The organism is Bacteroides sp. DH3716P (assembly GCF_025914115.1).
GTDB classification, from domain to species: Bacteria; Bacteroidota; Bacteroidia; order Bacteroidales; family Bacteroidaceae; genus Bacteroides; species Bacteroides ovatus.
The window spans coordinates 1,919,539-1,945,815 of the sequence record NZ_CP083673.1 but is presented as its reverse complement, the minus strand read 5'-3'; the positions used below and the strand labels follow the sequence as shown (position 1 = coordinate 1,945,815).

Annotated in this window: 26 protein-coding genes and 1 tRNA gene; 17 read left to right on the top strand and 10 right to left on the bottom strand. The window is 41.8% G+C overall.

The window, feature by feature from the left end:
* Nucleotides 1-10 precede the first annotated feature (10 nt).
* The 3 genes from KQP79_RS06895 to KQP79_RS06885 all read left to right on the top strand — a co-directional run bounded on the left by KQP79_RS06895 (nt 11) and on the right by KQP79_RS06885 (nt 1,833).
* The gene (locus KQP79_RS06895; RefSeq protein WP_004309786.1) at nt 11-601 is read left to right on the top strand and encodes a 50S ribosomal protein L25/general stress protein Ctc; all 591 of its coding nucleotides are present in this window, start codon (nt 11-13) and stop codon (nt 599-601) included.
* A gap of 136 nt (nt 602-737) precedes the next feature.
* A complete protein-coding gene (pth, locus tag KQP79_RS06890) occupies nt 738-1,304 on the top strand; it encodes an aminoacyl-tRNA hydrolase (protein WP_032811507.1) in 567 nt (188 codons plus the stop codon).
* Nucleotides 1,305-1,410: 106 nt separating this feature from the next.
* Nucleotides 1,411-1,833 (top strand): RNA-binding S4 domain-containing protein, encoded by a 423-nt coding sequence (locus KQP79_RS06885; RefSeq protein ID WP_008021285.1) that lies wholly within the window; start codon nt 1,411-1,413, stop codon nt 1,831-1,833.
* Nucleotides 1,834-2,104: 271 nt separating this feature from the next.
* On the opposite strand, the gene KQP79_RS06880 is transcribed toward KQP79_RS06885, so the two are convergent.
* From KQP79_RS06880 to KQP79_RS06855, 6 genes are all read right to left on the bottom strand, one after another.
* Nucleotides 2,105-2,530, bottom strand: coding sequence for an HIT family protein (locus KQP79_RS06880; RefSeq protein ID WP_004302057.1), 426 nt, complete (start codon nt 2,528-2,530; stop codon nt 2,105-2,107).
* Nucleotides 2,531-2,579: 49 nt separating this feature from the next.
* Entirely contained in the window at nt 2,580-4,853 is a 2,274-nt protein-coding gene (locus KQP79_RS06875; RefSeq protein WP_008644441.1) for a cation:proton antiporter, read from the bottom strand.
* Between the two features lie 151 nt (nt 4,854-5,004).
* Nucleotides 5,005-6,090 (bottom strand): glycine cleavage system aminomethyltransferase GcvT, encoded by a 1,086-nt coding sequence (gene gcvT, locus KQP79_RS06870; RefSeq protein WP_008644440.1) that lies wholly within the window; start codon nt 6,088-6,090, stop codon nt 5,005-5,007.
* Nucleotides 6,091-6,151: 61 nt separating this feature from the next.
* Nucleotides 6,152-7,375 carry a peptidase T gene (gene pepT, locus KQP79_RS06865; RefSeq protein ID WP_074557092.1) on the bottom strand — a complete coding sequence of 408 codons (1,224 nt, stop codon included), beginning with the start codon at nt 7,373-7,375 and terminating at the stop codon, nt 6,152-6,154.
* Nucleotides 7,376-7,527: 152 nt separating this feature from the next.
* Nucleotides 7,528-8,937: an amidophosphoribosyltransferase gene (locus tag KQP79_RS06860; RefSeq protein WP_004302052.1), complete on the bottom strand. Its 1,410-nt coding sequence runs from the start codon at nt 8,935-8,937 to the stop codon at nt 7,528-7,530.
* Nucleotides 8,938-9,101: 164 nt separating this feature from the next.
* The gene (locus tag KQP79_RS06855) at nt 9,102-11,261 is read right to left on the bottom strand and encodes a glycoside hydrolase family 97 protein (protein ID WP_004309779.1); all 2,160 of its coding nucleotides are present in this window, start codon (nt 11,259-11,261) and stop codon (nt 9,102-9,104) included.
* A 357-nt stretch (nt 11,262-11,618) separates the two neighbouring features.
* Between KQP79_RS06855 and crcB the strand changes: the two genes are divergently transcribed.
* The 4 genes from crcB (at nt 11,619) to KQP79_RS06835 (ending at nt 15,025) form a co-directional block, all read left to right on the top strand.
* On the top strand, nt 11,619-11,996 hold the full coding sequence (gene crcB, locus KQP79_RS06850) for a fluoride efflux transporter CrcB (protein ID WP_004309778.1): 378 nt from the start codon (nt 11,619-11,621) through the stop codon (nt 11,994-11,996).
* 30 nt (nt 11,997-12,026) lie between these two features.
* On the top strand, nt 12,027-12,689 hold the full coding sequence (locus KQP79_RS06845; protein WP_008644437.1) for a pentapeptide repeat-containing protein: 663 nt from the start codon (nt 12,027-12,029) through the stop codon (nt 12,687-12,689).
* A gap of 179 nt (nt 12,690-12,868) precedes the next feature.
* Nucleotides 12,869-14,149: a phosphopyruvate hydratase gene (gene eno / locus KQP79_RS06840; RefSeq protein ID WP_138343591.1), complete on the top strand. Its 1,281-nt coding sequence runs from the start codon at nt 12,869-12,871 to the stop codon at nt 14,147-14,149.
* 402 nt (nt 14,150-14,551) lie between these two features.
* Entirely contained in the window at nt 14,552-15,025 is a 474-nt protein-coding gene (locus tag KQP79_RS06835) for a hypothetical protein (RefSeq protein WP_008644435.1), read from the top strand.
* A gap of 169 nt (nt 15,026-15,194) precedes the next feature.
* Here KQP79_RS06835 and KQP79_RS06830 read toward each other — a convergent pair.
* Nucleotides 15,195-15,268: transfer RNA gene (locus KQP79_RS06830), tRNA-Thr, on the bottom strand.
* A gap of 308 nt (nt 15,269-15,576) precedes the next feature.
* Between KQP79_RS06830 and KQP79_RS06825 the strand changes: the two genes are divergently transcribed.
* The 6 genes from KQP79_RS06825 to KQP79_RS06800 are packed head-to-tail and all read left to right on the top strand — an operon-like array spanning nt 15,577 to nt 20,088.
* Entirely contained in the window at nt 15,577-16,134 is a 558-nt protein-coding gene (locus tag KQP79_RS06825; protein ID WP_015532571.1) for a DUF4199 domain-containing protein, read from the top strand.
* A 32-nt stretch (nt 16,135-16,166) separates the two neighbouring features.
* Nucleotides 16,167-17,117 carry a glycosyltransferase family 2 protein gene (locus tag KQP79_RS06820; RefSeq protein WP_004309773.1) on the top strand — a complete coding sequence of 317 codons (951 nt, stop codon included), beginning with the start codon at nt 16,167-16,169 and terminating at the stop codon, nt 17,115-17,117.
* Nucleotides 17,118-17,138: 21 nt separating this feature from the next.
* On the top strand, nt 17,139-17,723 hold the full coding sequence (locus KQP79_RS06815) for a DUF6452 family protein (protein ID WP_004309772.1): 585 nt from the start codon (nt 17,139-17,141) through the stop codon (nt 17,721-17,723).
* Entirely contained in the window at nt 17,707-18,456 is a 750-nt protein-coding gene (locus KQP79_RS06810; protein ID WP_004309771.1) for a DUF6048 family protein, read from the top strand. The genes KQP79_RS06815 and KQP79_RS06810 overlap by 17 nt, the downstream gene beginning before the upstream one ends.
* Nucleotides 18,457-18,462: 6 nt before the next feature.
* Nucleotides 18,463-19,044, top strand: a complete 582-nt coding sequence (locus KQP79_RS06805) for a manganese efflux pump MntP family protein (RefSeq protein WP_004302038.1) — start codon at nt 18,463-18,465, stop codon at nt 19,042-19,044.
* Between the two features lie 30 nt (nt 19,045-19,074).
* Nucleotides 19,075-20,088 (top strand): FAD:protein FMN transferase, encoded by a 1,014-nt coding sequence (locus KQP79_RS06800; RefSeq protein WP_004309770.1) that lies wholly within the window; start codon nt 19,075-19,077, stop codon nt 20,086-20,088.
* A 70-nt stretch (nt 20,089-20,158) separates the two neighbouring features.
* Here the strand turns inward: KQP79_RS06800 and KQP79_RS06795 are convergent, their stop codons facing one another.
* Together KQP79_RS06795 and KQP79_RS06790 are read right to left on the bottom strand one after the other, a co-directional pair.
* Nucleotides 20,159-20,530: a DMT family protein gene (locus KQP79_RS06795; protein ID WP_004302024.1), complete on the bottom strand. Its 372-nt coding sequence runs from the start codon at nt 20,528-20,530 to the stop codon at nt 20,159-20,161.
* A 15-nt stretch (nt 20,531-20,545) separates the two neighbouring features.
* Nucleotides 20,546-21,292: an ATP-binding protein gene (locus KQP79_RS06790; protein WP_004304890.1), complete on the bottom strand. Its 747-nt coding sequence runs from the start codon at nt 21,290-21,292 to the stop codon at nt 20,546-20,548.
* A gap of 183 nt (nt 21,293-21,475) precedes the next feature.
* Between KQP79_RS06790 and KQP79_RS06785 the strand changes: the two genes are divergently transcribed.
* The 4 genes from KQP79_RS06785 (at nt 21,476) to KQP79_RS06770 (ending at nt 25,443) form a co-directional block, all read left to right on the top strand.
* Nucleotides 21,476-22,897, top strand: coding sequence for a tetratricopeptide repeat protein (locus KQP79_RS06785; RefSeq protein WP_009040379.1), 1,422 nt, complete (start codon nt 21,476-21,478; stop codon nt 22,895-22,897).
* A gap of 16 nt (nt 22,898-22,913) precedes the next feature.
* Entirely contained in the window at nt 22,914-23,384 is a 471-nt protein-coding gene (locus KQP79_RS06780) for an NfeD family protein (RefSeq protein ID WP_004304887.1), read from the top strand.
* Between the two features lie 22 nt (nt 23,385-23,406).
* Nucleotides 23,407-24,408 (top strand): flotillin-like protein FloA, encoded by a 1,002-nt coding sequence (floA, locus tag KQP79_RS06775; RefSeq protein ID WP_004304885.1) that lies wholly within the window; start codon nt 23,407-23,409, stop codon nt 24,406-24,408.
* 156 nt (nt 24,409-24,564) lie between these two features.
* Nucleotides 24,565-25,443 carry a nucleoside phosphorylase gene (locus KQP79_RS06770; protein WP_008644427.1) on the top strand — a complete coding sequence of 293 codons (879 nt, stop codon included), beginning with the start codon at nt 24,565-24,567 and terminating at the stop codon, nt 25,441-25,443.
* A gap of 117 nt (nt 25,444-25,560) precedes the next feature.
* Here the strand turns inward: KQP79_RS06770 and KQP79_RS06765 are convergent, their stop codons facing one another.
* Entirely contained in the window at nt 25,561-26,220 is a 660-nt protein-coding gene (locus KQP79_RS06765; protein ID WP_004302018.1) for an NAD(P)-dependent oxidoreductase, read from the bottom strand.
* Nucleotides 26,221-26,277 lie beyond the last annotated feature (57 nt).

Below are 26,277 nucleotides of genomic sequence, written 5' to 3'. Positions count from 1 at the left end.
TTTTAAAGAAATGAAATCAATTGAAGTAAAAGGAACTGCAAGAACAATTGCAGAACGCTCTTCAGAACAAGCAAGAGCTTTGAAAGAAATTCGTAAAAACGGTGGTGTACCTTGTGTACTTTACGGAGGTAATGAAGTAGTTCACTTCACAGTGACTAACGAAGGACTTCGTAACTTGGTTTATACTCCGCACATCTACGTTGTAGACCTGATTATCGATGGCAAAAAAGTAAACGCTATCCTGAAAGATATTCAGTTCCACCCGGTAAAAGATACTATCCTACACGTTGACTTCTATCAAATTGACGAAGCTAAACCTATCGTAATGGAAGTTCCTGTACAATTGGAAGGTCTTGCAGAAGGTGTGAAAGCCGGTGGTAAACTTGCACTGCAGATGCGTAAGATCAAAGTGAAAGCTTTGTACAATGTAATTCCTGAAAAGTTGACCGTTAACGTTTCTCACCTGGGCTTGGGTAAGACTGTTAAAGTTGGCGAATTGAGCTTCGAAGGTCTTGAACTGATTAGTGCAAAAGAAGCCGTTGTATGTGCTGTTAAGTTGACTCGTGCAGCAAGAGGTGCAGCAGCAGCCGCTGGTAAGTAATTGAGATTATCCCTGTAAAGAGATATACTTCAAACGCAGATTAATGCAGATTAAAGCAGATGTTCAGTCTGCATTAATTTGTATTAATCTGCGTTTCTCTTTCTATATTAATGAACTGTTTTACGGAAATACGATGATAAAATACTTAGTTGTCGGACTGGGAAACATTGGTCCCGAATATCATGAAACGCGACATAATATCGGATTCATGACAGTAGAAGCATTGGCTAGAATCAATAACGCTCCTCCTTTTATGGATGGACGATATGGATTCACTACCAGCTTTTCTATCAAAGGACGCCAGTTGATTTTGCTTAAGCCATCGACTTTTATGAACCTAAGCGGACTGGCCGTTCGCTATTGGATGCAGAAAGAAAATATTCCATTGGAAAATGTACTGATCGTAGTAGATGATCTGGCTCTTCCCTTTGGAACTTTACGCCTGAAGGGAAAAGGGAGTGATGCAGGACATAATGGATTGAAGCATATCGCCGCTATTCTGGGCACTCAAAACTATGCCCGCCTGCGATTTGGTATCGGAAATGATTTTCCACGTGGCGGACAGGTTGATTATGTACTCGGACACTTCACTGACGAAGATTGGAAAACAATGGATGAAAGACTGGAGATGGCAGGGGAAATTATAAAAAGTTTCTGTCTCGCCGGTATTGACATCACGATGAACCAGTTCAATAAAAAATAATAGACTAGTCCTATAAAAATAAAGATAGCAATGAACGGTTAGCGATAAATGACAACGTCAACTGATACTAACCAACGAATTGCTTATCACTAAACAACTAACTAAAATGGCCGAAGCAAGAATAGATAAATGGATGTGGGCTGTCCGCATCTTCAAGACACGTACGATTGCAGCAGAAGCCTGCAAAAAAGGACGTATTACCATCAACGGTTCTCTAGCCAAAGCTGCCCGTATGATAAAACCGGGAGACGTTATTCAGGTGAAGAAACCGCCTATCACTTATTCATTCAAGGTATTACAAACTATTGAAAAACGTGTGGGAGCCAAACTTGTATCGGAAATGATGGAAAACGTAACTACTCCCGATCAATACGAACTGCTTGAAATGAGTAAAATCAGCGGATTCGTAGACCGTGCACGTGGAACCGGACGTCCGACCAAGAAAGATCGTCGGGAACTGGAAGAATTTACAACTCCGGAGTTCATGGATGATTTCGACTTTGATTTCGATTTTGACAGTGAAGAATAATAAATGGGAATTTAGCGGTTAAATGAGAATTTATCGGTTAGGCTGAAAGCCTTACAATTATATATTTATTGGGGGTGCCCTGAAAGGGCTTAATTATATAGCGTAGGGCAACGCCCTACGAAAAAAACACACCAGCCACAAGCCCTGAAAGGGCGGAACTGTATACAATTATGCCCTTTCAGGGCGCAAATTCAGATTACCGTTTTTTCGTAGGGCGTTGCCCTACGCTATATAATTAAGCCCTTTCAGGGCACCCCGCAAAATTTACCGTTTATAGGTTTGCCTTAACAGCATCAATCAATTCCTGATATTCTGCATCAGTCAGATAAACCTTTCCCGGGTTCATTTGGAATATACCTCCATAATCAGGTCCATCCACATATTTAGGTGCTAAATGAAAATGCAAATGAGACAATTTATCCGAGTAAGCACCATAATTAATCTTTTCCGGCTGGAAAGCTTTTTGCATGGCACGAGTGACACGCGCTACATCTGCCATAAAAGCATTACGATCTTCATCACTCAATTCATTCAAATCGTTCACATGGTCTTTATAAGAAACAAGACAACGTCCACGGTAGGTTTGTTCCTTAAACAAAAACACACGTGACACACTCAATTGCGCAATCTCAATCATCAGATTATGCAGCGTTTCATTGTTCTGGCAATACAGACATTCTTTCGGATCACTCTTCATGATATTATTATTTTAAGTTTTTATCGTTGCAAAAATAAGTATTCCATTCTTATCCTGCTTGTACTTTTTCGTTTTTTTGATCGACTAATTGGTACACATCCTCTTTTTCGCCTACCACCCAAACAACATCGCCTTCTTCGAGTGGAGCATTTACATCAGGAACCATCAGTGTACCGTCTTCACTTTCAACACCGGCTATCATACAATGATATTTGTCGCGGATACCCGATTCACGAATCGTTTTACCCAGAAAAACAGAATCACTGTCAATGATAAACTGCTTCAAAGCCATCTCGCTCTTTTCATAGACCTCCCAGTCTATCTTCGCTCCGTTTTGCATCGCCTCATTAAACACACTTAATTGTTCATCTGTACCTATCACCTGTATCTTATCCATCGGAAACAGGCGGACAGAACCACCGGGGATATTAATCCTCCTCTTTCCACGAAGAATAGAAGCAACATGAACTCCAAACTTCTTCCCCAGATTCAGCTCCATCAATGTCTTTCCCGCCCAACTGGATTCACCCGGAATTTCCATATCGGCAAGATGCAAATCATGCGACAACAAACGACCGGCATACTCCGGCTTTTTCTCTCCCAGATACTCTGCACGTACATCTCTGGAACGGAGATTCTGAAAGAAACGACGTTCAATCAATATCGATTGCTTCTTCAAACGGCGAGACCATACCATCAACAATACAACAAGTACAGCCACTCCAATAATCAATCCGATAGACGCCTTAAATAATCCGGAAATAACAAAGATAACAAAAAGTGCCGCTATCATAATACGAATCACGATTGTCGATACCAGCGGTGCGCGGTTGGCACGGCTGTCATGCCATAAGGTCATAAACTCAACCGAATGATTTTTCTTCACCATAATGGCACGCAAGAAAGGAGCAATACACAGAATGATAAATACCGCTCCCAACAATGATGCCCAGAAATGAGGCAGATTCTCTTTAAAGAATGGCACGACAAAACGAAAAGAAAGTGCAATAATCGACATACTGACAATTGAATAAACAACTGTTATACGTACCATTGACAAGATTAGCTTCTTCCACAAATTCTCGTGATTCAGAGCTGTTTGCGAACCGGAAGAATAACGCATCATTATTTTTTTCCATGATTCCGGAAGATGAGCATCCACAAAAGTAGAAGCCGGCTCGGCAAAACGAATCATATAAGGAGTCAGGAAAGTAGTAATCACAGAAACCGCTACCACTATCGGATACAGAAAGTCACTCGTTACATGCAAAGAGACTCCCAAAGAAGCAATAATAAACGCAAATTCGCCGATCTGCGTTAAACTAAAGCCGCATTGCATAGCCGTCTTTAAAGGCTTTCCGGAGAGAATAACACCGAATGTACCAAAAACGGCCTGTCCCAAGATAACAGCCAAAGTAATAACTATAATAGGTACGGCATATTCTACAATCATTGCAGGATCCACCATCATACCGACCGATACGAAAAAGATAGCTCCAAAAAGATCCTTTACCGGTTTCACCAGCCGGTCTATGGATTCCGCCTCGATTGTTTCCGCCAGAATAGATCCCATTATAAATGCACCAAATGCAGCAGAAAATCCTGTATGAGCCGCCATCACTACCATACCGAAACAAAGTGCCAACGACACAATAAGCAGAGTCTCCTCTCCCATCAATTTCCGGCAGCGTTTCAAGAATTCAGGAATCAGATAGATACCGACAACAAACCACAGAATAAGGAAAAACAATAATTTCCCGATACTCTCCAACATCTCGGTACCTTCAAAATGTTGGCTTACCGCCATAGTGGAAAGCATCACCATTAATACAATAGCCAAAATATCTTCCAAAATCAAGATACTCAACACAAGTCCGGTGAACTGCTTCTTCCTTAATCCTAAATCATCAAAAGCTTTATAAATAATAGTAGTAGACGACATCGCAATCATACCGCCCAAGAACAGACTGTCCATCCTGTGCCAGCCGAAACCCATGCCGACTCCTATTCCCAACAAAATCATACAAAAGATGATGGTACAGGCAGCAATGATGGCAGAACCACCCACCTTGACAATCTTCTTAAAACTAAATTCCAAACCAAGAGCAAACAGCAAGAAAATAACACCAATATCCGCCCAAGTCTTAATATTGGCAGTATCCATCACTGAAGGAGTATACGGCATATGCGGACTTGCCAGAAATCCGGCAACTACATATCCCAAGACCAGAGGTTGTTTCAACTTCTTAAACAACAAAGTCATAACACCGGCACAAATCAATATAAGTGCGAGGTCAGCTATAAGAGTAGGTAATTGAGACATTATTTTATCGTATTTGATGACAAAATTATATTATTTCTATGGGATAAACAACATATTTACGAATATGTTTTGCAATAACCATCATAAAATAAGTTAGCCCCGGATAGAGTCGTAACTTATCCGGGGCTATACACAATAACAAGCTTATTTTTTACTTTCTAAAAGGCGGTTTCACTACCACAGCTTTCAATTTCCGACCACGCATATCGATACAGATTTCCGTACCCACCTTACTATATTCCGGTTTCACATATCCCATACCGATACCAATCTTACGGGTAGGCGACATCGTACCGGAGGTCACCACTCCCACTTTCTCGCCTTCATCATTCACCAGTTCATAGCCATGACGGGGAATTCCGCGATCAACCATTTCAAAGCCAACCAGTTTACGGGTAACACCTTCCGCTTTCTGTTTTTCCAGCATCGGACGGTTGACAAAATCCTTGCCCTCCACAAACTTAGTGATCCATCCCAATCCGGCTTCTATCGGAGAAGTCGTATCATCCAGATCATTGCCATACAGACAGAAGCCCATTTCCAACCGGAGCGTATCACGGGCACCCAAACCGATAGGTTTAATGCCATACTCTTCACCAGCTTCAAAAATAGCCTTCCATATAGAATCAGCCGCAGACGGATAGAAATAAAGCTCAAAACCTCCCGCACCGGTATAACCCGTATTGGAGATAATCACATTCTCTTCACTTGCAAACGTTCCAACCTTAAATGTATAATAAGGAATAGTAGCAAGATCAATATCCATCAACTTTTGCAGAACCGAAATAGCCTTCGGACCCTGTATAGCAAGTTGAGCTATGTTATCCGACGAATTTTCCAACTCGGCTCCCTCCGTATTGTGAGAAACACACCAGTTCCAGTCTTTTTCCATATTGGAAGCATTCACCACCAACATGTATTTTTCCGGTTCATACTGATAAACCAGCAAATCATCTACAATCCCCCCATCCTCATTCGGAAAACAAGTATATTGTATTTTACCCGGAGCCAGTGCCGCCACATTGTTAGATGTTATTTTCTGCAGAAAGGCCAACGCTTGCGGTCCTTTCACCCAAAATTCTCCCATGTGCGATACATCAAATACACCGACACCTTGACAAACAGTTATGTGTTCATCAATGATACCGGAGTATTCAATAGGCATATTATAACCTGCAAACTCGTGCATTTTAGCACCAAGTGCTATATGTTTCTCTGTAAACGGAGTGGTTTTCATTATTTTAAAGTATTAAGTTTTAAGTATCAGGTATTAAGTATTACCGGAGCTTACCGTCTTTTTATTTGGAAGCCACCAGTTCTGCTATTTTTACGATCACTTTCATTGCTTTCTCCATATTCTGGATAGGCACAAATTCGTAACGACCGTGGAAATTCAGACCACCGGCAAAGATATTCGGACAAGGCAATCCCTTAAAAGAAAGCTGCGCACCATCCGTACCTCCACGAATCGGTTTTACATTCGGTTTCACACCCACGGCTTCCATAGCTGCAAAAGCAGTATCGATGATGTGCATTACCGGTTCTATTTTCTCACGCATATTATAATACTGGTCGCGCAGTTCGAGTGTCGCAGTACCAGCTCCATATTCAGCGTTCATTTGAGCTACCAGACGTTCTATCTCTTTTTTACGGTTCTCAAATTTTGCACGGTCATGATCGCGGATGATATAAGACACAGTGCTTTGCTCCACATCCCCCTGAATACCGATCAAATGATAGAATCCTTCATAGCCGGTCGTATGTTCCGGTCTTTCCTGTGAGGGAAGCATCGTAATAAACTGATTGGCAAGATAGATAGAGTTAATCATCTTATCCTTGGCATATCCCGGATGCACATTACGTCCTTTAAAGGTTATTTTTGCGGCAGCAGCATTAAAGTTCTCAAACTCCAACTCCCCTACTTCACCTCCATCCATCGTATATCCCCATTCGCAACCGAATTTCTCTACATCGAATTTATGAGCACCTTCACCGATTTCTTCGTCAGGATTGAAACCGATACGGATTTTACCGTGCTTGATTTCAGGATGTTCCTTCAGATAAACCACCGCAGATATAATTTCCGCAATACCCGCTTTGTCGTCGGCACCGAGCAACGTTTTTCCGTTGGTTACAATCAAGTCTTCCCCCTTATGATCCAGCAATTCCGGGAATTGCGACGGAGAAAGAATCACATTCTCTTCAGCACAAAGTACAATATCCGAGCCATCATATTTTTCCACAATCCGCGGAGTGACATCTTTACCTGTCATATCAGGACTTGTATCCATGTGGGCAATAAATCCGATAGTGGGTACTTCTTTATCTATATTGGCAGGAAGTGTAGCAAAAAGATAGCCATGCTCATCCAAAGTAATATCTTCCAATCCCAAAGATTCCAACTCTTTTTTCAAGTATTCAGCAAAAATCATCTGCTTCGGAGTACTTGGAGTAAGCCCTGTCGATTCATCAGATTGTGTATCGAAGCTTACATACTTTAAAAATCTGTCTACTAAAGTCATATTGTTTTAATTACAAGTTACTAATTACAATTTACAAATTGATAGTTTATAGTGCCGTAAAGGTAAAAAAAGAGCCGTGAATTACAAAGCAATTCACGGCTCTTTTTATTGTATACTTTTATCCGGATACTTAAATATCCTATTTGACTACTTTAAAAATGGCTACTACCATCAAAGCAATGTGTACAAACCTTGCATTTAGGTAATCCGATAGCCTCAATCAGCGTTTCCAGTGTATTAAACTTCAATGAACTGAGACCGAAACGCTCTGCAATAATACTAACCATCTTATCGTATTCCGGAGAACCAGTAGTAGCATATTTCTCCAGGTTCTTATTCTCATCCCCTTCCAGTTCCTTGATAATACGACGGGTAATCAACTCCAATGCATTTTTAGAAGCCGAAAAACCAACAAACGGACAAGCATAAATCAATGGCGGACAAGCGATACGCATGTGCACCTCCTTTGCTCCGTAATCATACAGAATCTTCACATTGTCACGTAATTGAGTTCCCCGCACGATTGAATCGTCACAGAACAACAAACGTTTATTTTGCAGCATGGCACGGTTGGGAATCAACTTCATCTTAGCAACAAGCGAACGCATCTCCTGATTGCTCGGAGTGAAGCTACGAGGCCATGTCGGTGTATATTTTGAAATAGCACGATGGTAAGGAACCCCCTTTCCTTCGGCATATCCTAAAGCCATACCCACTCCCGAATCAGGAATACCGCAAGCACAATCCACTTCCGATTCATCTGTCTGTCCCATTTTCAATCCGCTGGTGAAACGCACTTCCTCTACATTCTTTCCTTCATAACAAGAAGTCGGGAAACCGTAGTACACCCACAAAAACGAGCAAATCTGCATATCCTCATTGGGCTTGCGAAGCTGGTCAACATGATCGTCATACATACGGACAATCTCACCGGGACCTAAATATCTCTCAATCTCATAATCCAGATTCGGAAAACTGGACGATTCGCTCGTTGCAGCATAAGCACCGTCTTTCCTTCCAATCACCACCGGAGTACGTCCCCATCGGTCACGGGCAGCGATGATACTACCATCTTCCGTCAGAAGCAACATCGAACAAGAACCCTTAATGTGCTTAAACACATTTTCGATACCTTCCACAAAAGTTCTGCCTTGTATAATAAGTAATGCGATAAGTTCCGTCTGGTTGGTGTTGCTCGAACTAAGTTCGGCGAAGTGCATGTTTTGACTGAGAAGTTCTTCTTCCAATTCCTGGATATTGACTATTTTAGCGACTGTGACAATGGCGAAGCGCCCGAGGTGAGAATTGATGATGATAGGTTGTGCGTCTGTGTCGCTAATGATGCCGATGCCGGCGTTTCCTTTGAATTTGTCCAGTTCTCCTTCAAACTTGGTTCGGAAATAAGTACTTTCCAAATTGTGAATGGAGCGTATAAAACCTTTTTCCTCACTATATGTTGCGAGTCCTCCTCGCTTGGTACCCAGATGTGAGTTATAATCTGTGCCGTAGAATAAATCAGTCACGCAGCTAGTTTTCGAGACTGTTCCGAAAAAACCTCCCATGTTGTTCTCTTTATTGATGATGTTTTAAAAAAGATGGCGCAAAAGTACAAAAAAGAATTCGTCCTATAAAAAAAGCGCTCCGCAAAGTTTTAGTTTTCTTTGCGAAGCACAACTAATATTTATTAAAAAGCGGGGAATCCGGAAACAATCTTTTTACCGGAATCTTATTTCCATTTCTTGATCGTTTTCAAGTCAGCGGGAGTTGCTTCAATCAAACTTACTGCAAATCCTCCGCTACGTGCCAGCTTCACAGACATCTTATTCTTGTTTGTAACAAGTCCTTTTTTTATCTGGTAAGAAGTAGGATTCTTTTCAAAATCCGCCTCCTTTCCGTCAGCATAAAGAGTAGCTACATATTGTTTTCCCGGTTCGAGAAAATCAAGTGTAAAAGCAGAAGTACGGGGATTCTCATCGGTGATACCACCTACAAACCAGTTATCAGTACCTTTTGCCTTACGTGCTACGGTAATATAATCTCCCGGTTCCGCTTCCAGATACTTGCTGTCATCCCAATCAACGGCTACATCCTTGATAAATTGAAATGCATCCATGTGACGTTCGTAACTCTCCGGAAGGTCGGCTGCCATTTGCAAAGGACTGTACATCGTTACATAAAGTGCCAACTGTTTTGCCAAAGTTGTACGTACAAAACTGTGGTCGCCTGACAGGAAAGAAAGTTTTGTATCAAAGATACCCGGTGTATAATCCATCGGTCCACCAATCTGACGGGTGAAAGGAAGCAAGGTGGTATGGAACGGCTTATTCCCTGCAAAGGCTTCATATTCCGTGCCACGAGCCGATTCATTACCGATCAGATTCGGATATGTGCGACATAATCCTGTCGGACGGGTTGCTTCGTGAGCATTTACACAGATCTTATATTCGGCCGCTTTTTCCACCGCATATAAATAATGATTGTTCATCCACTGTCCGTAATGATGTTCTCCACGCGGAATAATATTACCTACATACCCGCTCTTCACAGCATTGTATCCGTTATCTATCATAAACTGATAGGCTTTATCAAGATGGCGCTCGTAGTTACGTACAGAAGCGGAAGTCTCGTGATGCATCATCAGCTTCACTCCTTTTTCCTTTGCATACGCATTGAGCATCTTCACGTCAAAATCAGGATACGGAGTTACGAAATCAAAGACATAATCCTTCGAATTTCCGAACCAGTCTTCCCAGCCTTCATTCCAGCCTTCCACTAAGATCTGGTCGAATCCATGCTCTGAAGCAAAGTCAATGTAACGCTTCACTTTGTCATTATTGGCTGCATGACGCCCGCTCGGTTTTGTTTGGGAATAATCCGTCTGTCCCAGTTTCACAGAATAAACATCATCCGTGTACGACCAGGAACTTTTTCCGGTAATCATTTCCCACCACACACCGATGTATTTCACCGGCTTAATCCAGGAAACATCTTCGTAGGCACAAGGTTCATTCAAGTTCAAAGTCAATTTGGAAGCCAGAATATCACGAGCATCATCACTGACAATCACCGTGCGCCAGGGTGAACGGCAAGGCGTTTGCATATAACCTTTATCCCCTTTTGCATCAGGAGTCAGCCATGATTCAAAAATCAGGTTCTGATCGTCAAGGTTCAGATGCATACAAGAATAATCAACCAAAGCCGCTTCATGCAGATTGATATACAACCCGTCGGCTGTCTTCATTTGCAAAGATGTCTGCACACCTGTTGGTGAAAAAGGAGTTTGAGAAGCATTTGGAGTAATTGCCCCTTGCAACAATCCGCGAATCTCTGAAAGCTTGGATTCGGTATAGTCATATTCCTGCGTATCATAATCGCCTGGAATCCAGAATGCCGTATGATCGCCGGCCATAGCAAACTGCGAATGTTCTTCTTTTATAACGAAGTAATTCAGATTCTTTTGCTGCGGGAACTCATAGCGGAACCCCAAGCCATCATTATAAAGACGAAAACAAATAATCAGATTACGATCTTGCGCCTTTTGATTCAGGGTAACAGCCATTTCATTATAATGGTTGCGGATCGATTTCACCTCTCCCCACACCGGTTCCCATGTTTCATCAAAAGCAGAAGTTTTAATATCGGCCAGAGTGAATCCATTCATCAGTCCGGGATCATTTTTCAATTCCAGTCCCAGTTTCGAAGGTTTAATCACCTCTTTTCCTTTATAAGAGAGTTCATACACCGGTTCTCCTTGCATGTTGACAGAGAAATTAAGTTTTAATTGTCCGTCAGGAGAAGTGATACTTTCGGCCTTTGCTGATGTGCCGAAGAAAAAAGAGAGCAACAGGCAGACCCACATTGCAGTTCCTATTTTCATGTTCTTCATGATATAAATGAGTTAGTTAATAATCGTATGGCAAAGATAGACCGGAAATCCAAGTAGTGTTTTTCTTTATAAAGAAAATATAGAGGAATACAGATTCAAAAACGAAATAAGTACTTAATAATAAAACAGATAACACATTTTGTCTCCCCCCAAAAATATAGTGTCTATGGTGATTAAATTAAAAGGATTAAATATGAATATTGCATAATCTTTCTATATTTGCAGATTATTATCTCAATCACATCAACAAACATTTTATTATTTATATGACACAACACCTTAGTTTATCCCGGAGGCTTCCAACAATTCGAAAAGGATTTTGAAGCCGCCTACAAATAATATCAATCTTTCAATCAAATGAGTAAAGAAGTTATCTATATCTTTATCGGTGGAGGAACTGGTAGTGCACTACGTTATTTTATCCAGTTGTTAATGCACGAACGAATCGTCCCTTATCATTTTCCATGGGCCACTTTCACGGTCAATCTTCTCGGCAGTTTTCTCATCGGTCTGTTCTATGCTCTTTCAGAGCGATTCCACCTTCCGTTCGAGGTCCGTTTGTTTCTGACAACGGGTTTATGTGGAGGTTTCACAACGTTCTCTACTTTCTCCAGTGATGGCGTAGGTCTGCTGAAAGGAGAATTTTACGGAGCATTTGTTCTATATACATTATTAAGTATAGGAATAGGATTAGCCGCAACGTTAGCCGGCGGATATGTGGGAAAACAGATTTAATAATTCGAATATAAATCCTACCTTTACGGCATGATTAAAAGAAACCCAACCAAACCCGTCCGCGTTGTTCCTCCCATGATGGAAGAACAGGAAGTCAGTACTATTACCCTACAGGAATGGCTCGACAGAGAAGAAACCGTCTCTCATCTTTTATTCTGCAAAGGAAAAGAAGAAGGCATCGACAAATCTTACAAAAGTTTCAAAAACTGCACCTTTCAGCATCAGACATTCAGCGAATGTAAATTCCGTTCCTCTCAACTGAGCGATGTCAGGTTCGAGAACTGCGACCTATCCAACATTTCTTTTGCTGAAAGTTCGCTCTACCGGGTAGAATTCATTTCCTGCAAACTATTGGGTACCAATTTATCGGAAACAACGATGAATCACGTCTTGCTGCATGACTGCAACGCAGGTTATATCAATCTGGCTATGAGTAAAATGAACCAGGTACGTTTTGCACACAGCCAGCTCCGCAACGGAAGTCTGAACGACTGCCGTTTTTCATCCGTCGCATTTGAGAGTTGCGATCTCGTAGAAGCCGATTTTTCACACGCTCCGCTTCGCGGAATAGATTTGCGCACTTCCCGTATCAGCGGAATCACGCTTAACATCAGCGATCTGAAAGGGGCTGTCATCACTTCCCTGCAAGCAATGGATTTGCTTCCACTGTTAGGGGTTATTATCGAAGATTAAAATCCTGCAAATTCACCCCGCCGCACTCAAACAAAAAGCATCGTCCCGTTGTTATAGTATAAGGTCGGACTAACGACATATAGGGAATAGGCACAAAAAGAATACCTATTTATAGTGATTTCTCACTCCCCGTCAAGTCCGTACTTTTGCAGAAATCTTATTCAAAAACAATAGAAACGATGAAAATTGAAAAAATTGTAGCTCGAGAAATTCTCGATTCAAGAGGTAACCCCACAGTAGAAGTTGACGTAGTATTGGAATCCGGCATTATGGGACGTGCATCTGTGCCGTCAGGTGCTTCCACAGGTGAACACGAAGCATTGGAACTTCGCGATGGTGACAAACAGCGCTATGGTGGAAAAGGAGTACAAAAAGCGGTTGATAATGTAAATAAAATCATCGCTCCGAAACTGATTGGTATGTCTTCACTCAATCAGAGAGGTATCGACTACACAATGCTGGCATTGGACGGCACTAAGACTAAATCGAATTTAGGTGCTAACGCTATTCTCGGTGTATCTCTTGCCGTAGCTAAAGCTGCTGCCAACTATCTGGATCTTCCTCTATACCGCTATATCGGTGGAACAAATACGTATGTAATGCCTGTACCGATGATGAACATCATCAACGGTGGTTCACATAGCGATGCTCCGATCGCATTCCAGGAATTTATGATCCGTCCCGTAGGTGCTCCTTCTTTCAGAGAAGGTCTGCGCATGGGTGCTGAAGTATTCCACGCTTTAAAGAAAGTCTTGAAAGACCGTGGCCTTAGCACTGCTGTAGGTGATGAAGGTGGTTTCGCACCTAACCTCGAAGGTACGGAAGATGCTTTGAATTCTATTCTGGCCGCTATCAAAGCAGCAGGATACGAACCGGGCAAAGACGTTATGATCGGTATGGACTGTGCTTCTTCCGAATTCTACCACGATGGTATTTACGATTATACCAAGTTTGAAGGTGAAAAAGGTAAGAAACGCACTTCCGCAGAACAAGTTGACTACCTGGAAGAACTGATTAACAAGTTCCCTATCGACTCCATCGAAGACGGTATGAGCGAAAACGACTGGGAAGGCTGGAAAAAGCTGACCGAACGCATCGGCAACCGTTGCCAGTTGGTAGGTGACGACCTGTTCGTAACCAACGTAGATTTCCTTGCAATGGGTATCGAAAAAGGCTGTGCCAACTCTATCCTGATTAAAGTAAACCAAATCGGTTCGCTGACAGAAACACTGAACGCTATCGAAATGGCTCACCGTCATGGATACACTACTGTTACTTCTCACCGTTCGGGTGAAACAGAAGATGCTACTATCGCCGATATCGCAGTAGCTACTAACAGCGGACAGATCAAGACAGGTTCTTTAAGCCGCTCAGACCGTATGGCTAAATACAATCAGTTACTCCGCATTGAAGAGGAACTGGGAGATTTGGCTGTATATGGTTACAAGAGAATTAAATAATTCAATATTCTCTTACTTGAATAATTCATCCCCGGACAATTAGATTATCCGGGGATTTTTACATATTAACCATTCACTAAATCTTTTTGCATTGTAAGAAAACTAGCTTCACTAAGCATCAATAAATATCTCCAATATTTTGCGAATTGAATTAATAAGGCTACATTTGCAACGTCTAACATATTAACAGACGGTGGGGAAACCTGCCTACTATCGCAGCGAGCATTTTTATGTTCGTATGTGAACTCTTATATGGGCGGTTTCGTCCCCCCATAGAGAGTGTTAATGCACCTCTAAACCTGCCGTCGGTATGTTAGACAATGGGACAGGCGAAACCGCTTTTTTATTAGCACTTCTTCCTCTCCCATCAATCTATTATTCATCTTTTAAATTCTAATGATTATGGAAAACAGTCAATTAAAAGACTTACAGGAAGAGGTTTCAGAAGCTACGAAACAGTATATCCTGACTACATTCAATTCTGAAAATGGAATGAAAACGTATTATTTGCAGATGTCAAACATAATACGCTCTGCGCACATTAATCCTCCCATTGACACCGAATACAACAGTTTAAAAAAGCTAAGCAAAAAGCTCAAGCAATATTGTACTTTCATTCAAACACTTGGCGAACATGAATGGGACAAGGGAATAGCCGATATTCAGAAAGCATTAGGCATTTATCTAATGCAAAATAACATCGAAAGTAAAGAACGCAAACAAACGAACCAAGAAATTGCCTCTCAACTGCAATTCATCGTTTTTCTCTCCGGGAATATAAATATCATCAAGCAACTTCATGGAATATTGCAACGCCATTTATCCAATGTGATGCTTTTACTCAGCTCCTATCCTGAGCATAATATACAAGAATGAATAACAATAATGAATCAAAAAGAAACTGTAAATCTTTGCTTTTCTTAAAAATGGGATATTACAACAATTAGGGAACTGTGTATTTCGATAATATGCGAATATATATAAAAAAGCATCCAGACTAATACCTGAATGCTTTTTTCTTGGATTTGTTATATATCCTTTTTTGAGCCTCTTGTCGGATTCGAACCAACGACCCCGAGATTACAAATCACGTGCTCTGGCCAACTGAGCTAAAGAGGCGGGTGGGTAAGCTATCTATATCGCGCCGCTACAACCAACTACCTTTGCTGCGATCAAGCCCTGGAGGATTCGAAGGGAGCTGGCCGTATAGGACTTACCCGTTTTGCGGTTGCAAAGGTAGACATTTTTATGTATTCTGCAATAGCTGCAGACAACTTTTTTACTAACAAAAGACTAACAGGCTACATTTCAGGCAATTAAAATTGCAAAAAAATATTCAGACAGCAACTTCCTCTGCTTTATTAACTTTAACAACCAGATTTCCCCTACCAACCGATATTATTTGTACCTTTGTGCGCAATTTATAAATGAAGATGACAGAGAACAGAAGCTATTTACAAAAATATGCCATGCATTTTGGCACGTATATGGGAATCTACTGGATATTGAAGTTCATATTATTTCCGCTGGGATTCCACATACCTTTCCTTTCGCTCTTATTTGTAATCCTGACATTATCCGTACCTTTCATCGGATATCACTATGCGAAAATGTACCGGGATAAGATTTGCGGAGGAAGTATCCAATTTTCACATGCCATGCTCTTTACCATATTTATGTATATGTTTGCTTCTCTGCTGGTAGCTGTGGCTCACTACGCCTATTTCCAATTCATCGATCATGGATTTATCATCAACTCTTACATCCAGTTGTGGGACGAACTGATGACCAACACCCCGGCTCTGATAGAAAACAAAGAAGTTATAAAAGAAACAATAGATACCGCCCGTTCACTTACTTCCATCAATATCACCATGCAACTATTGTCATGGGATGTATTTTGGGGAAGTATCCTGGCCATTCCCACCGCATTGATGGTAATGAAAAAGGCCAAACCGGAAAATGACGGAGTGTCTCAATCGTAATTTATAATTCGTAAGTAATTAGTAATAAAAAAATGGATATATCAGTTGTAATCCCATTATTCAATGAAGAAGAGTCACTACCCGAACTCTATGCTTGGATAGAACGGGTAATGCAAGCCAACGGATTCTCATTCGAAGTGATTTTCGTTAACGATGGAAGTACCGACCATTCATGGGAAGTGATCGAAAAGTTTAAAGCTCAATCGGAACATGTAAAAGGTATCAAATTCCGCCGTAACTACGGTAAATCACCTGCACTCTACTGTGGATTCGCTGAAGCGGAAGGAAACGTAGTCATAACGATGGATGCGGACCTACAAGATAGCCCAGACGAAATCCCCGAACTTTACCGGATGATTACAAAGGATGGCTACGACCTGGTATCCGGCTGGAAGCAAAAGAGATATGATCCAATTTCAAAGACACTGCCCACCAAGTTGTTTAATGCTACTGCCCGCAAAGTATCAGGCATCAAAAACCTGCACGACTTCAACTGCGGATTGAAAGCCTATCGCAAAGAGGTCGTAAAACATATCGAAGTGTACGGTGAGATGCATCGTTATATACCTTATTTGGCAAAGAACGCCGGATTCAAGAAAATCGGTGAAAAGGTGGTACACCACCAGGCGCGTAAATACGGCACAACAAAATTCGGACTGAACCGTTTCGTAAACGGGTATCTGGATTTACTCTCTCTTTGGTTCCTCTCCAGATTCGGCATCAAGCCGATGCATTTCTTCGGACTGTTGGGATCATTGATGTTTCTGATAGGAATGATTTCTGTCATCATCGTAGGTGCCAGTAAACTATATGCCATGTACAACGGTCTCCCCTACCGACTGGTGACCGACTCTCCCTATTTCTATTTGTCACTTACGGCAATGATTATAGGTACGCAATTATTCTTAGCCGGATTCCTTGGCGAACTCATCTCGCGCAATGCACCGGAACGGAATAACTATCAGATAGAAAAGAAAATTTGATTCACATTCAATAAACTGACTATGAAGAATTTAATTCGTATCTTTCTCATATTGACTATCATTGGCGGTGCAGTCAGCTTACACAGTGCCTGCTCGGATGAGAACGATTGCTCATTGGCAGGACGTCCGATGATGTACTGCACAATATATACCATTAATCCGGATAACCCTACTATTGCATTAAAAGACACGCTTGATTCATTAACAATCACAGCATTAGGCACCGACTCTATCATTCTGAACAATGAAAAGAATGTGCATACCCTGATGTTACCACTACGATACACAAGTGACACTACTGTGTTCATATTCAGATACGATCCCAAACGTAGAGAAAAAGATTTTGACACATTATACATTGTACAACAAAATACTCCTTATTTCCAGTCCATGGAATGTGGTTATATGATGAAACAAAATATAATCAGCGCTAAATTTGGAAAACCGGGAAGACCGGGTAACCCTCCTCCCTATGGCAACGGGCAGCCGGACCAGATAGATTCTCTTCATATAAAAAATAAAGAAGCCAATACAAATGAAATCGAGAACTTGCAGATATTCTATAATTATCGGCCAGAACGCACACCTGATGAAACGACTAATTAGTCTGCTTCTGCTCTTTTGCATTGGGCTTCCGTTGCTGGCACAACAGCAACGTCCGGCGCAAACGCCCAAAAGAGATCAGAAGAAAAAAGAGGTTGCCGAGATAGATACCATTCCGCTCTACAATGGTACGTATGTCGGTGTGGATTTATATGGCGTTGGAAGCAAGCTGCTGGGAGGCGACTTTATGAGTTCTGAAGTCAGCGTAGCCGTTAACCTCAAGAATAAATTCATCCCTACTATTGAGTTTGGTATGGGAGGAACAGATACCTGGAGCGAAACAGGCATACACTATAAGAGCAAAATGGCCCCATTCTTCCGAATCGGTGTGGACTACAACACCATGGCAAAGAAAAAAGAGAAGAATAGCTACTTGTATGCAGGACTTCGCTATGCATTCAGTTCATTTAAATATGATGTTTCCACAATGCCGGCAGATGATCCTATCTGGGGAGATGTAATAGGTAACCCCAGTTTGGAAGACGGTTATTGGGGAGGAAGTGTGCCATTCAGCCATCTGGGTATGAAAGGATCGGTGCAATGGCTGGAAATCGTTTTAGGCGTCAAAGTACGTATTTACAAAAACTTCAACATGGGGTGGTCGGTACGTATGAAATACAAAACCAAAGCATCTACCGGAGAATATGGAGACCCATGGTACGTGCCCGGTTACGGAAAGTTTAAATCAAATAACATGGGAATCACTTATTCCCTTATTTATAAATTGCCTCTTTAGAATACAATGACAGGACTAGAGATTTGGCTGCTTGCAATAGGTCTGGCGATGGATTGTTTCGCTGTCTCAATTGCAAGCGGTATTATTTTGAAACGTACCCGTTGGAAACCCATGCTAATCATGGCTTTTGCTTTCGGCTTTTTTCAGGCAATCATGCCATTTATCGGATGGATGTGTGCAAAGACATTCAGTCATCTTATAGAAAGTGTAGACCATTGGATTGCTTTCGCGATCCTTGCCTTCTTAGGCGGACGAATGATTTTAGAATCTTTCAAAGAAGAAGAATGTTGTAAACTGTTCAATCCGGCAAATCCGAAAGTGGTATTGACTATGGCAATAGCCACAAGTATTGATGCATTGGCAATCGGCATTTCCTTTGCCTTTCTGGGAGTTCAGGACTATACCGAAATCCTTCCTCCTATCAGCATCATCGGGTTTGTTTCATTTGTCATGTCACTCATCGGTCTGATCTTTGGTATCCAATGTGGCTGCGGCATCGCCCGGAAACTGAAAGCAGAGTTATGGGGAGGTATCATTCTAGTCATTATCGGACTAAAGATATTAATTGAACATTTATTTCTTCAATAAAACGAGTTTTCTTATCAAATAGAAGAGCGTATGAAAACAAAAAAAAGTTTCCTTTGGCTGGCTTTCCTGATTTTGGCAACTATCTGGATATTAGTCAGACATAATCAACAAGTTGGCTATTACAGTGTCAAAGGTTTGGTGTTTGGGACAGTATATAAAATTACTTATCAGCATGACGGTGACTTAAAACCGGAAATAGAAGCTGAACTAAAACGCTTCGACCAATCTTTATCGCCATTCAATGACAGTTCTGTTATCAGTCGCGTCAACCGCAATGAAGAGCTGGTGACTGATAGTTTTTTCCAGAAATGCTTCCATCGCTCGATGGAAATTTCCCGCGAGACAAAGGGTGCTTTCGACATTACAGTAGCCCCTCTTGCCAATGCTTGGGGATTCGGTTTCAAAAAAGGTGCTTTTCCTGATTCATTAATGATAGACAGTCTGTTACAAATCACCGGATATGAAAAAGTGAAAATGGATAACGGCAAAGTTATCAAACAGGATCCTCGTACTATGTTAAGTTGTAGTGCCGTGGCCAAAGGGTATTCGGTAGACGTAATTGCACAACTGCTCGACCGTAAGGGAATAAAAAACTATATGGTAGATATAGGCGGCGAGGTGGTAGTGAAAGGGAAAAATCCTTCCAAAGGCTTATGGCGCATTGGAATCAATAAGCCCATCGACGATTCACTGGCCGTAAACCAAGACTTACAGACAATTCTTGAGATAACAGATTTAGGCTTGGCTACTTCCGGAAACTATCGCAATTATTATTATAAGGATGGGAAGAAATACGCCCATACGATTGACCCTAGAACTGGCTATCCGGTACAACACAATATCTTGTCCTCTACGGTAATCGCCAAAGACTGTATGACTGCCGACGCCCTTGCCACCGCCTTCATGGTGATGGGACTGGAAGAAGCGGAAGCTTTCTGCAAAGCGGATACAACGATTGACGCCTACTTTATTTATAGTGGAGAAAATGGAGAGTTCAAGACTTATTATACGGAGGGAATGAAAAAATACATAACTACTCCGTAATATATATATATATTATACAAACAGAGGTTCTACTTGAGTAAAACAGAACCTCTATTCAATTGGCAAATATCTATTTCATAAACACGAAATACACTGCTGCAATCAGACAAATAAATGCAGCCAGATGATTCCAATGTAAAGCCTCACCTTTAAAGAAGATGGTAGTGAACACTGTAAAAATAACAAGTGTTATTACCTCTTGAATGACTTTTAGTTGCATCAATGAAAACGGGCCTCCATTGCCTATAAAGCCAATGCGATTGGCCGGTATCTGACAGGAATATTCAAAAAAGGCGATCGCCCAGCTGAACGCAATCACACCGATCAGCGGAAGAGCTGCGAACCAACTGTACTCCTGTTTCATCTTTAAATGTCCGTACCAAGCAAATGTCATAAAGACATTAGATACAATCAGTAACAAAATGGTATAGAATCCTTTCATAACAATCTATTCAAATTAATCTATTTTATCTGGTAATAATTCCTCCTGTACATTAGTCATACTGCTCCAAAGGCTATAACGAGCTTCCGGGTTCATCGCTTCCAACTGCCGTAAAATTCCTTTCATATCACTCCGGCTGGACTGCGATTCATAAGGACAATTCTTCACTTGCTTCTGATAATGACGCAAAGCTGCCAATTCTACCAAATCAGCTTCATGGACCAGACACATCGGACGAATAATTGTCATATCAAACTTCTTCATCATCAACCGGGGCGGCATTGTACTGAAAGCTCCCTGATAAGTGATATTCATCAATAAAGTTTCCAAAATATCATCCATATGGTGACCGAGAGCGATTTTATTGCATCCGTGTTCCTTGGCAACTGTGAACAGGGCTTTCCGACGGTTCCATGAACAGAGGAAGCAGGGAGATTTACGTGTGTCGGTAGCAGGATCAAAAGCTGTCTCATACTGCACAAAGGGAACTCCATACGTCTCACAGTGCGCTTTCAAATATTCCGTATCACTCTGATAAGGAATATTCTTCATCACTACATGGACGGCAACGACAGAAAAGCGAGGTTTATAGATACGTGCGCGTCTCCCCAACAGTTCCACAAGCGCCAACGAATCTTTTCCTCCCGATAGTCCGATAAGGATTTTGTCTCCTTCTTCTATCAATCCATATTGCACCACTCCTTTGCTAAACCGCCGTTCAATGCGGCGAATGGTTTTCTCTTCTTCCGTAAATTGTGTCATATCTTTAAAAATCGGCTGCAAAAGTAAGCGAAAAGAATGATTTAAAGAAGAATTAACATAATAGAATCACTGAAAAAGGGTTTATTTCTAATAAATTTGTACTTTTGAACAATTGATAAATGGACCGGTGCCCGAAAGCAGCGATGTTTTCAATCTACCCGTCACTCATAAACGCTCAAAACGATGAAAGGAAAATATATTCTATTTTTAATTTGCAGCCTCTTCCTTTGCGAAGTCTCTGCACAAACGTTGGAACAGGCACGCACCTTATTTACCAAAGGTGAGTACGAACAAGCCAAACCAGTTTTTAAGAAGTATACTAAATCACAACCGTCGAACGGGAATTATAATTATTGGTATGGCGTATGTTGCCTGAAAACCGGAGAGGCGGAAGAGGCGGTGAAACCTCTTGAAATAGCGGTAAAGAAACGTATCACCGGTGGACAACTCTATTTGGGACAAGCATATAATGAGACGTACCGCTTTGAAGACGCAGTGAACTGCTTTGAAGAATACATCGCAGACTTAAGTAAACGCAAGAAACCGACGGAAGAAGCGGAGAAACTTCTGGAGAAAAGCAAATCTGACCTTCGTATGTTGAAGGGGGTTGAGGAAGTATGTATCATCGACAGTTTCGTTGTGGACAAAGCAACTTTCCTGAACGCTTACAAGATCAGCGAAGAATCGGGCAAACTGTTTACTTTCAATGAATTCTTCAAGACAGAAGGAGATCATCCGGGAACTGTTTATGAAACAGAAATCGGAAATAAAATTTATTATAGCGAAAAGGGCGAGAAAGGTAATCTTGATATCTTTTCAAAGAACAAGTTGTTGAATGAATGGAGTGACGGACGTCCGTTACCGGGTAGTATCAATGCTTCCGGGAATGCGAATTATCCGTTTGTTCTATCGGATGGAGTCACCGTTTATTACGCCAGCGATGGCGAGGGATTGGGTGGCTATGATATTTTTGTCACTCGCTACAACACGAATACCGACACTTATCTTGTTCCGGAAAATGTGGGTATGCCGTTCAACTCGCCGTACAACGATTATATGTACGTCATCGATGAATACAACAACCTCGGATGGTTTGCTTCCGACCGTTTCCAACCGGAAGGAAAGATATGTATTTATGTATTCATCCCTAACACTTCCAAACAGACTTATAATTATGAAGCAATGGAGCAGCAAGAGATCATTCGTCTGGCACAGATTCATTCGCTGAAAGAAACCTGGAAGGATAAACAAGCGGTTACCGAAGCACTGCAACGATTGAAAGCTGCTATCAGTCATAAGCCCAAAGAACGCCGTGCCATGGACTTTGAGTTTGTCATTGACGACCATACGACTTACTATCTGATGAGCGACTTTAAATCCGCAAAAGCCAAGACACTTTTCCAACGCTATCAGCAGATGGAAAAAGACTATTATCAACAAGAAGAAAAGCTGAACGGCCTTCGTCAACAATATGCCGGTGCCAACCAACAGGGAAAAGCCAAAATGGCTCCTGCCATTCTCGACCTCGAAAAGCGGATACTGCAAATGTCCGAAGAACTCGATGCTCTCGAAGTGAATGTACGTAATGCAGAAAAAACAAAATAAATAATAACTCTGAACTATGGATATACTCATTATCGCCGTTCTCATTATTGCCGCAGTCATACTGTTTCTGGTAGAACTGTTCGTCATCCCGGGCATTAGTCTGGCCGGAATTTCTGCATTGGTTTGCATCCTGTATGCCAACTACTATGCATTCACCAATTTAGGTATGGCAGGAGGATTTGTCACTCTTGGCATATCAGCGGTTGCCTGTATCGGATCACTGATTTGGTTTATGCGATCGAAAATGCTGGACAAACTGGCGTTGAAAAAAGATATCGATTCAAAAGTAGACCGTAGCGCAGAAGATAGCGTCAAAGTGGGTGATATAGGAATCAGTACTACCCGCCTGGCACAAATCGGTTATGCCGAGATTAACGGAAAAATTGTAGAGGTAAAGTCAATAGACGGGTTCCTCAATGAGAAGACTCCGATAATCGTAAGCCGGATCACCGACGGTACAATCATGGTTGAGAAACACAAAGAATAATATTCACTTAATAAAAACATCAATGGAATCATCTTTCTACTTGCCTATCTTTCTGATAGCCGGAGGTATTATCTTCTTGATAATATTTTTCCATTACGTGCCGTTCTTCCTTTGGTTGTCGGCTAAAGTTTCGGGAGTTAACATCTCGCTGATACAACTATTCTTAATGCGTATACGTAACGTTCCGCCGTATATCATCGTTCCGGGAATGATCGAAGCCCACAAAGCCGGTCTGAAAAATATCACCCGCGACGAACTGGAAGCCCATTATCTGGCTGGCGGACACGTAGAAAAGGTAGTTCACGCCTTAGTATCGGCATCGAAAGCCAACATCGAATTGCCTTTCCAGATGGCTACTGCTATCGACCTGGCAGGACGTGACGTATTCGAAGCTGTACAGATGTCTGTAAACCCGAAAGTGATTGATACTCCTCCTGTAACGGCTGTTGCGAAAGACGGTATCCAGTTGATAGCTAAGGCTCGTGTTACAGTACGTGCCAATATCCGCCAGCTGGTCGGTGGTGCAGGTGAAGATACGATCCTTGCCCGTGTAGGTGAAGGTATCGTTTCGTCTATCGGTTCTTCTGAAAACCATAAATCGGTATTGGAGAATCCGGATTCTATCTCTAAACTTGTACTTCGTAAAGGTCTGGACGCAGGAACTGCTTTCGAGATTCTGTCTATTGATATTGCGGACATCGACATAGGTAAGAACATCGGTGCGGCTCTGCAAATCGATCAGGCTAATGCAGATAAGAATATTGCACAGGCAAAAGCTGAAGAGCGCCGTGCTATGGCAGTAGCTTCCGAACAGGAAATGAAAGCAAAAGCACAGGAAGCTCGTGCCAAAGTGATCGAAGCAGAAGCAGAAGTTCCTAAAGCAATGGCTGAAGCTTTCCGCAGTGGAAACTTAGGCATCATGGATTATTATCGCATGAAGAATATCGAAGCTGATACTTCCATGCGTGAGAATATCGCCAAGCCGACAACAGGCAATGCTGGCAATCAGCCATTGAGCAAATAATCGTTCACAAACGCCGGAATCCGATTTTATTTCAGTCGTAAGACGTTCTCCCCTTTCCTATGGAAAAAGAAAGAGACTTCTTCTGAACTTAAATCCGGTTCCGGCGTTTCTATTTATAGATACAATCCTATTATAAAACTAAAACCTTTCAATGACATGAAAAAGTACTTTCCATCCTCTGAATTGATAATCAATGAAGACGGTTCAGTATTCCATCTTCACGTAAAACCCGAATGGTTGGCAGATAAAGTAATCCTGGTAGGTGACCCCGGACGTGTAGCACTCGTAGCTTCTCATTTCGAAAACAAAGAATGTGAAGTGGAAAGCCGCGAATTCAAAACCATCACGGGTACTTACAAAGGTAAACGGATTACGGTAGTCTCTACAGGAATCGGTTGCGATAACATCGACATCGTAATGAATGAATTAGATGCACTCGCCAATATCAACTTTGTCACCCGTGAAGAAAAGGATCAGTTCCGCCAACTGGAATTAGTGCGTATCGGCACATGTGGCGGTCTACAACCCAATACGCCTGTCGGAACTTTTGTATGTTCGCAAAAGTCCATCGGTTTCGACGGGTTACTGAATTTCTATGCCGGGCGTAATGCCGTATGCGATTTGCCTTTCGAACGTGCTTTCCTCAATCACATGGGTTGGTCGGGAAATATGTGCGCTCCTGCTCCTTACGTCATTGATGCCAGTGAAGAATTGATCGACCGGATCGCCAAAGATGACATGGTACGTGGAGTGACAATCGCTGCCGGAGGTTTCTTCGGTCCTCAAGGACGTGAACTTCGTATCCCGTTAGCAGACCCGAAACAGAATGATAAGATTGAAGCGTTCGAATATAAAGGTTACAAAATTACCAACTTCGAAATGGAAAGTTCGGCTTTGGCAGGCCTTAGCCGATTGATGGGACACAAGGCAATGACCGTCTGCATGGTGATAGCCAACCGACTTATCAAAGAGGCCAACACCGGATATAAGAATACAATCGATACGCTGATTAAGACAGTACTTGACAGGATATAAATCTATATTCAGGAGAGTTAAATTGTAATCGAAAGAATAAAATTGCAATTAAAAGAATGTATAACGGCTTGAATCTTTCACTGATAATATGTATAGATTCAAGCCATTGTTTTTTTATTAATAACCAATCGTAAATCTCTCCTGGTGGTGTTTCGGATATTCCAGTTCATCAATCATGGCGGCGGCATAATCTTCAACAGAGATATGGCTGTTTCCTACAATATCTACAATCATATCATCTTTTCCCAACCGATAACGTCCTGTACGTACTCCCGGACGCATATCCGCTGCCGGAGAGAAAAATACCCAGTCTATTTCTTTTTCTTTCTTTAAAAAGTTCAGATAAAACTCTCCTAGAGCTTTCACTCCCGGCAATATATTTTCGGGTACTTCACCGGAATCCATCAGACGCAAGCCCGGAGCGATAAACAAAGAACCGGCACCGCCCACCATCAAAAAACGATTAACACCCGCTTTCTTCACTCCATCAATAATGGTCAGATAAACTTTGATTGTTTCATCGTATATATCAGGATTATTCCATCCCGGATTGAATGCACTAATAACAGCATCTGCACCCTTACAAACGGCAGCCACTTCATCAAGCGCGGAGACATCGGCTTTCACCACTTTCAGATTTTCATTCTCTATCTTTATCTTTTCCGGATGACGAACCACTGCCGTAACCTCGAAACCACGATTCAATGCTTCATTCAGAAGGGCAGAGCCCACAAAGCCGCTTGCCCCGATAAGGACTATCTTTTTCACTTTCTCCATATTCTAATATATTATAATGTTACTACTATATAATAAATAACACTACAACATTCAGAA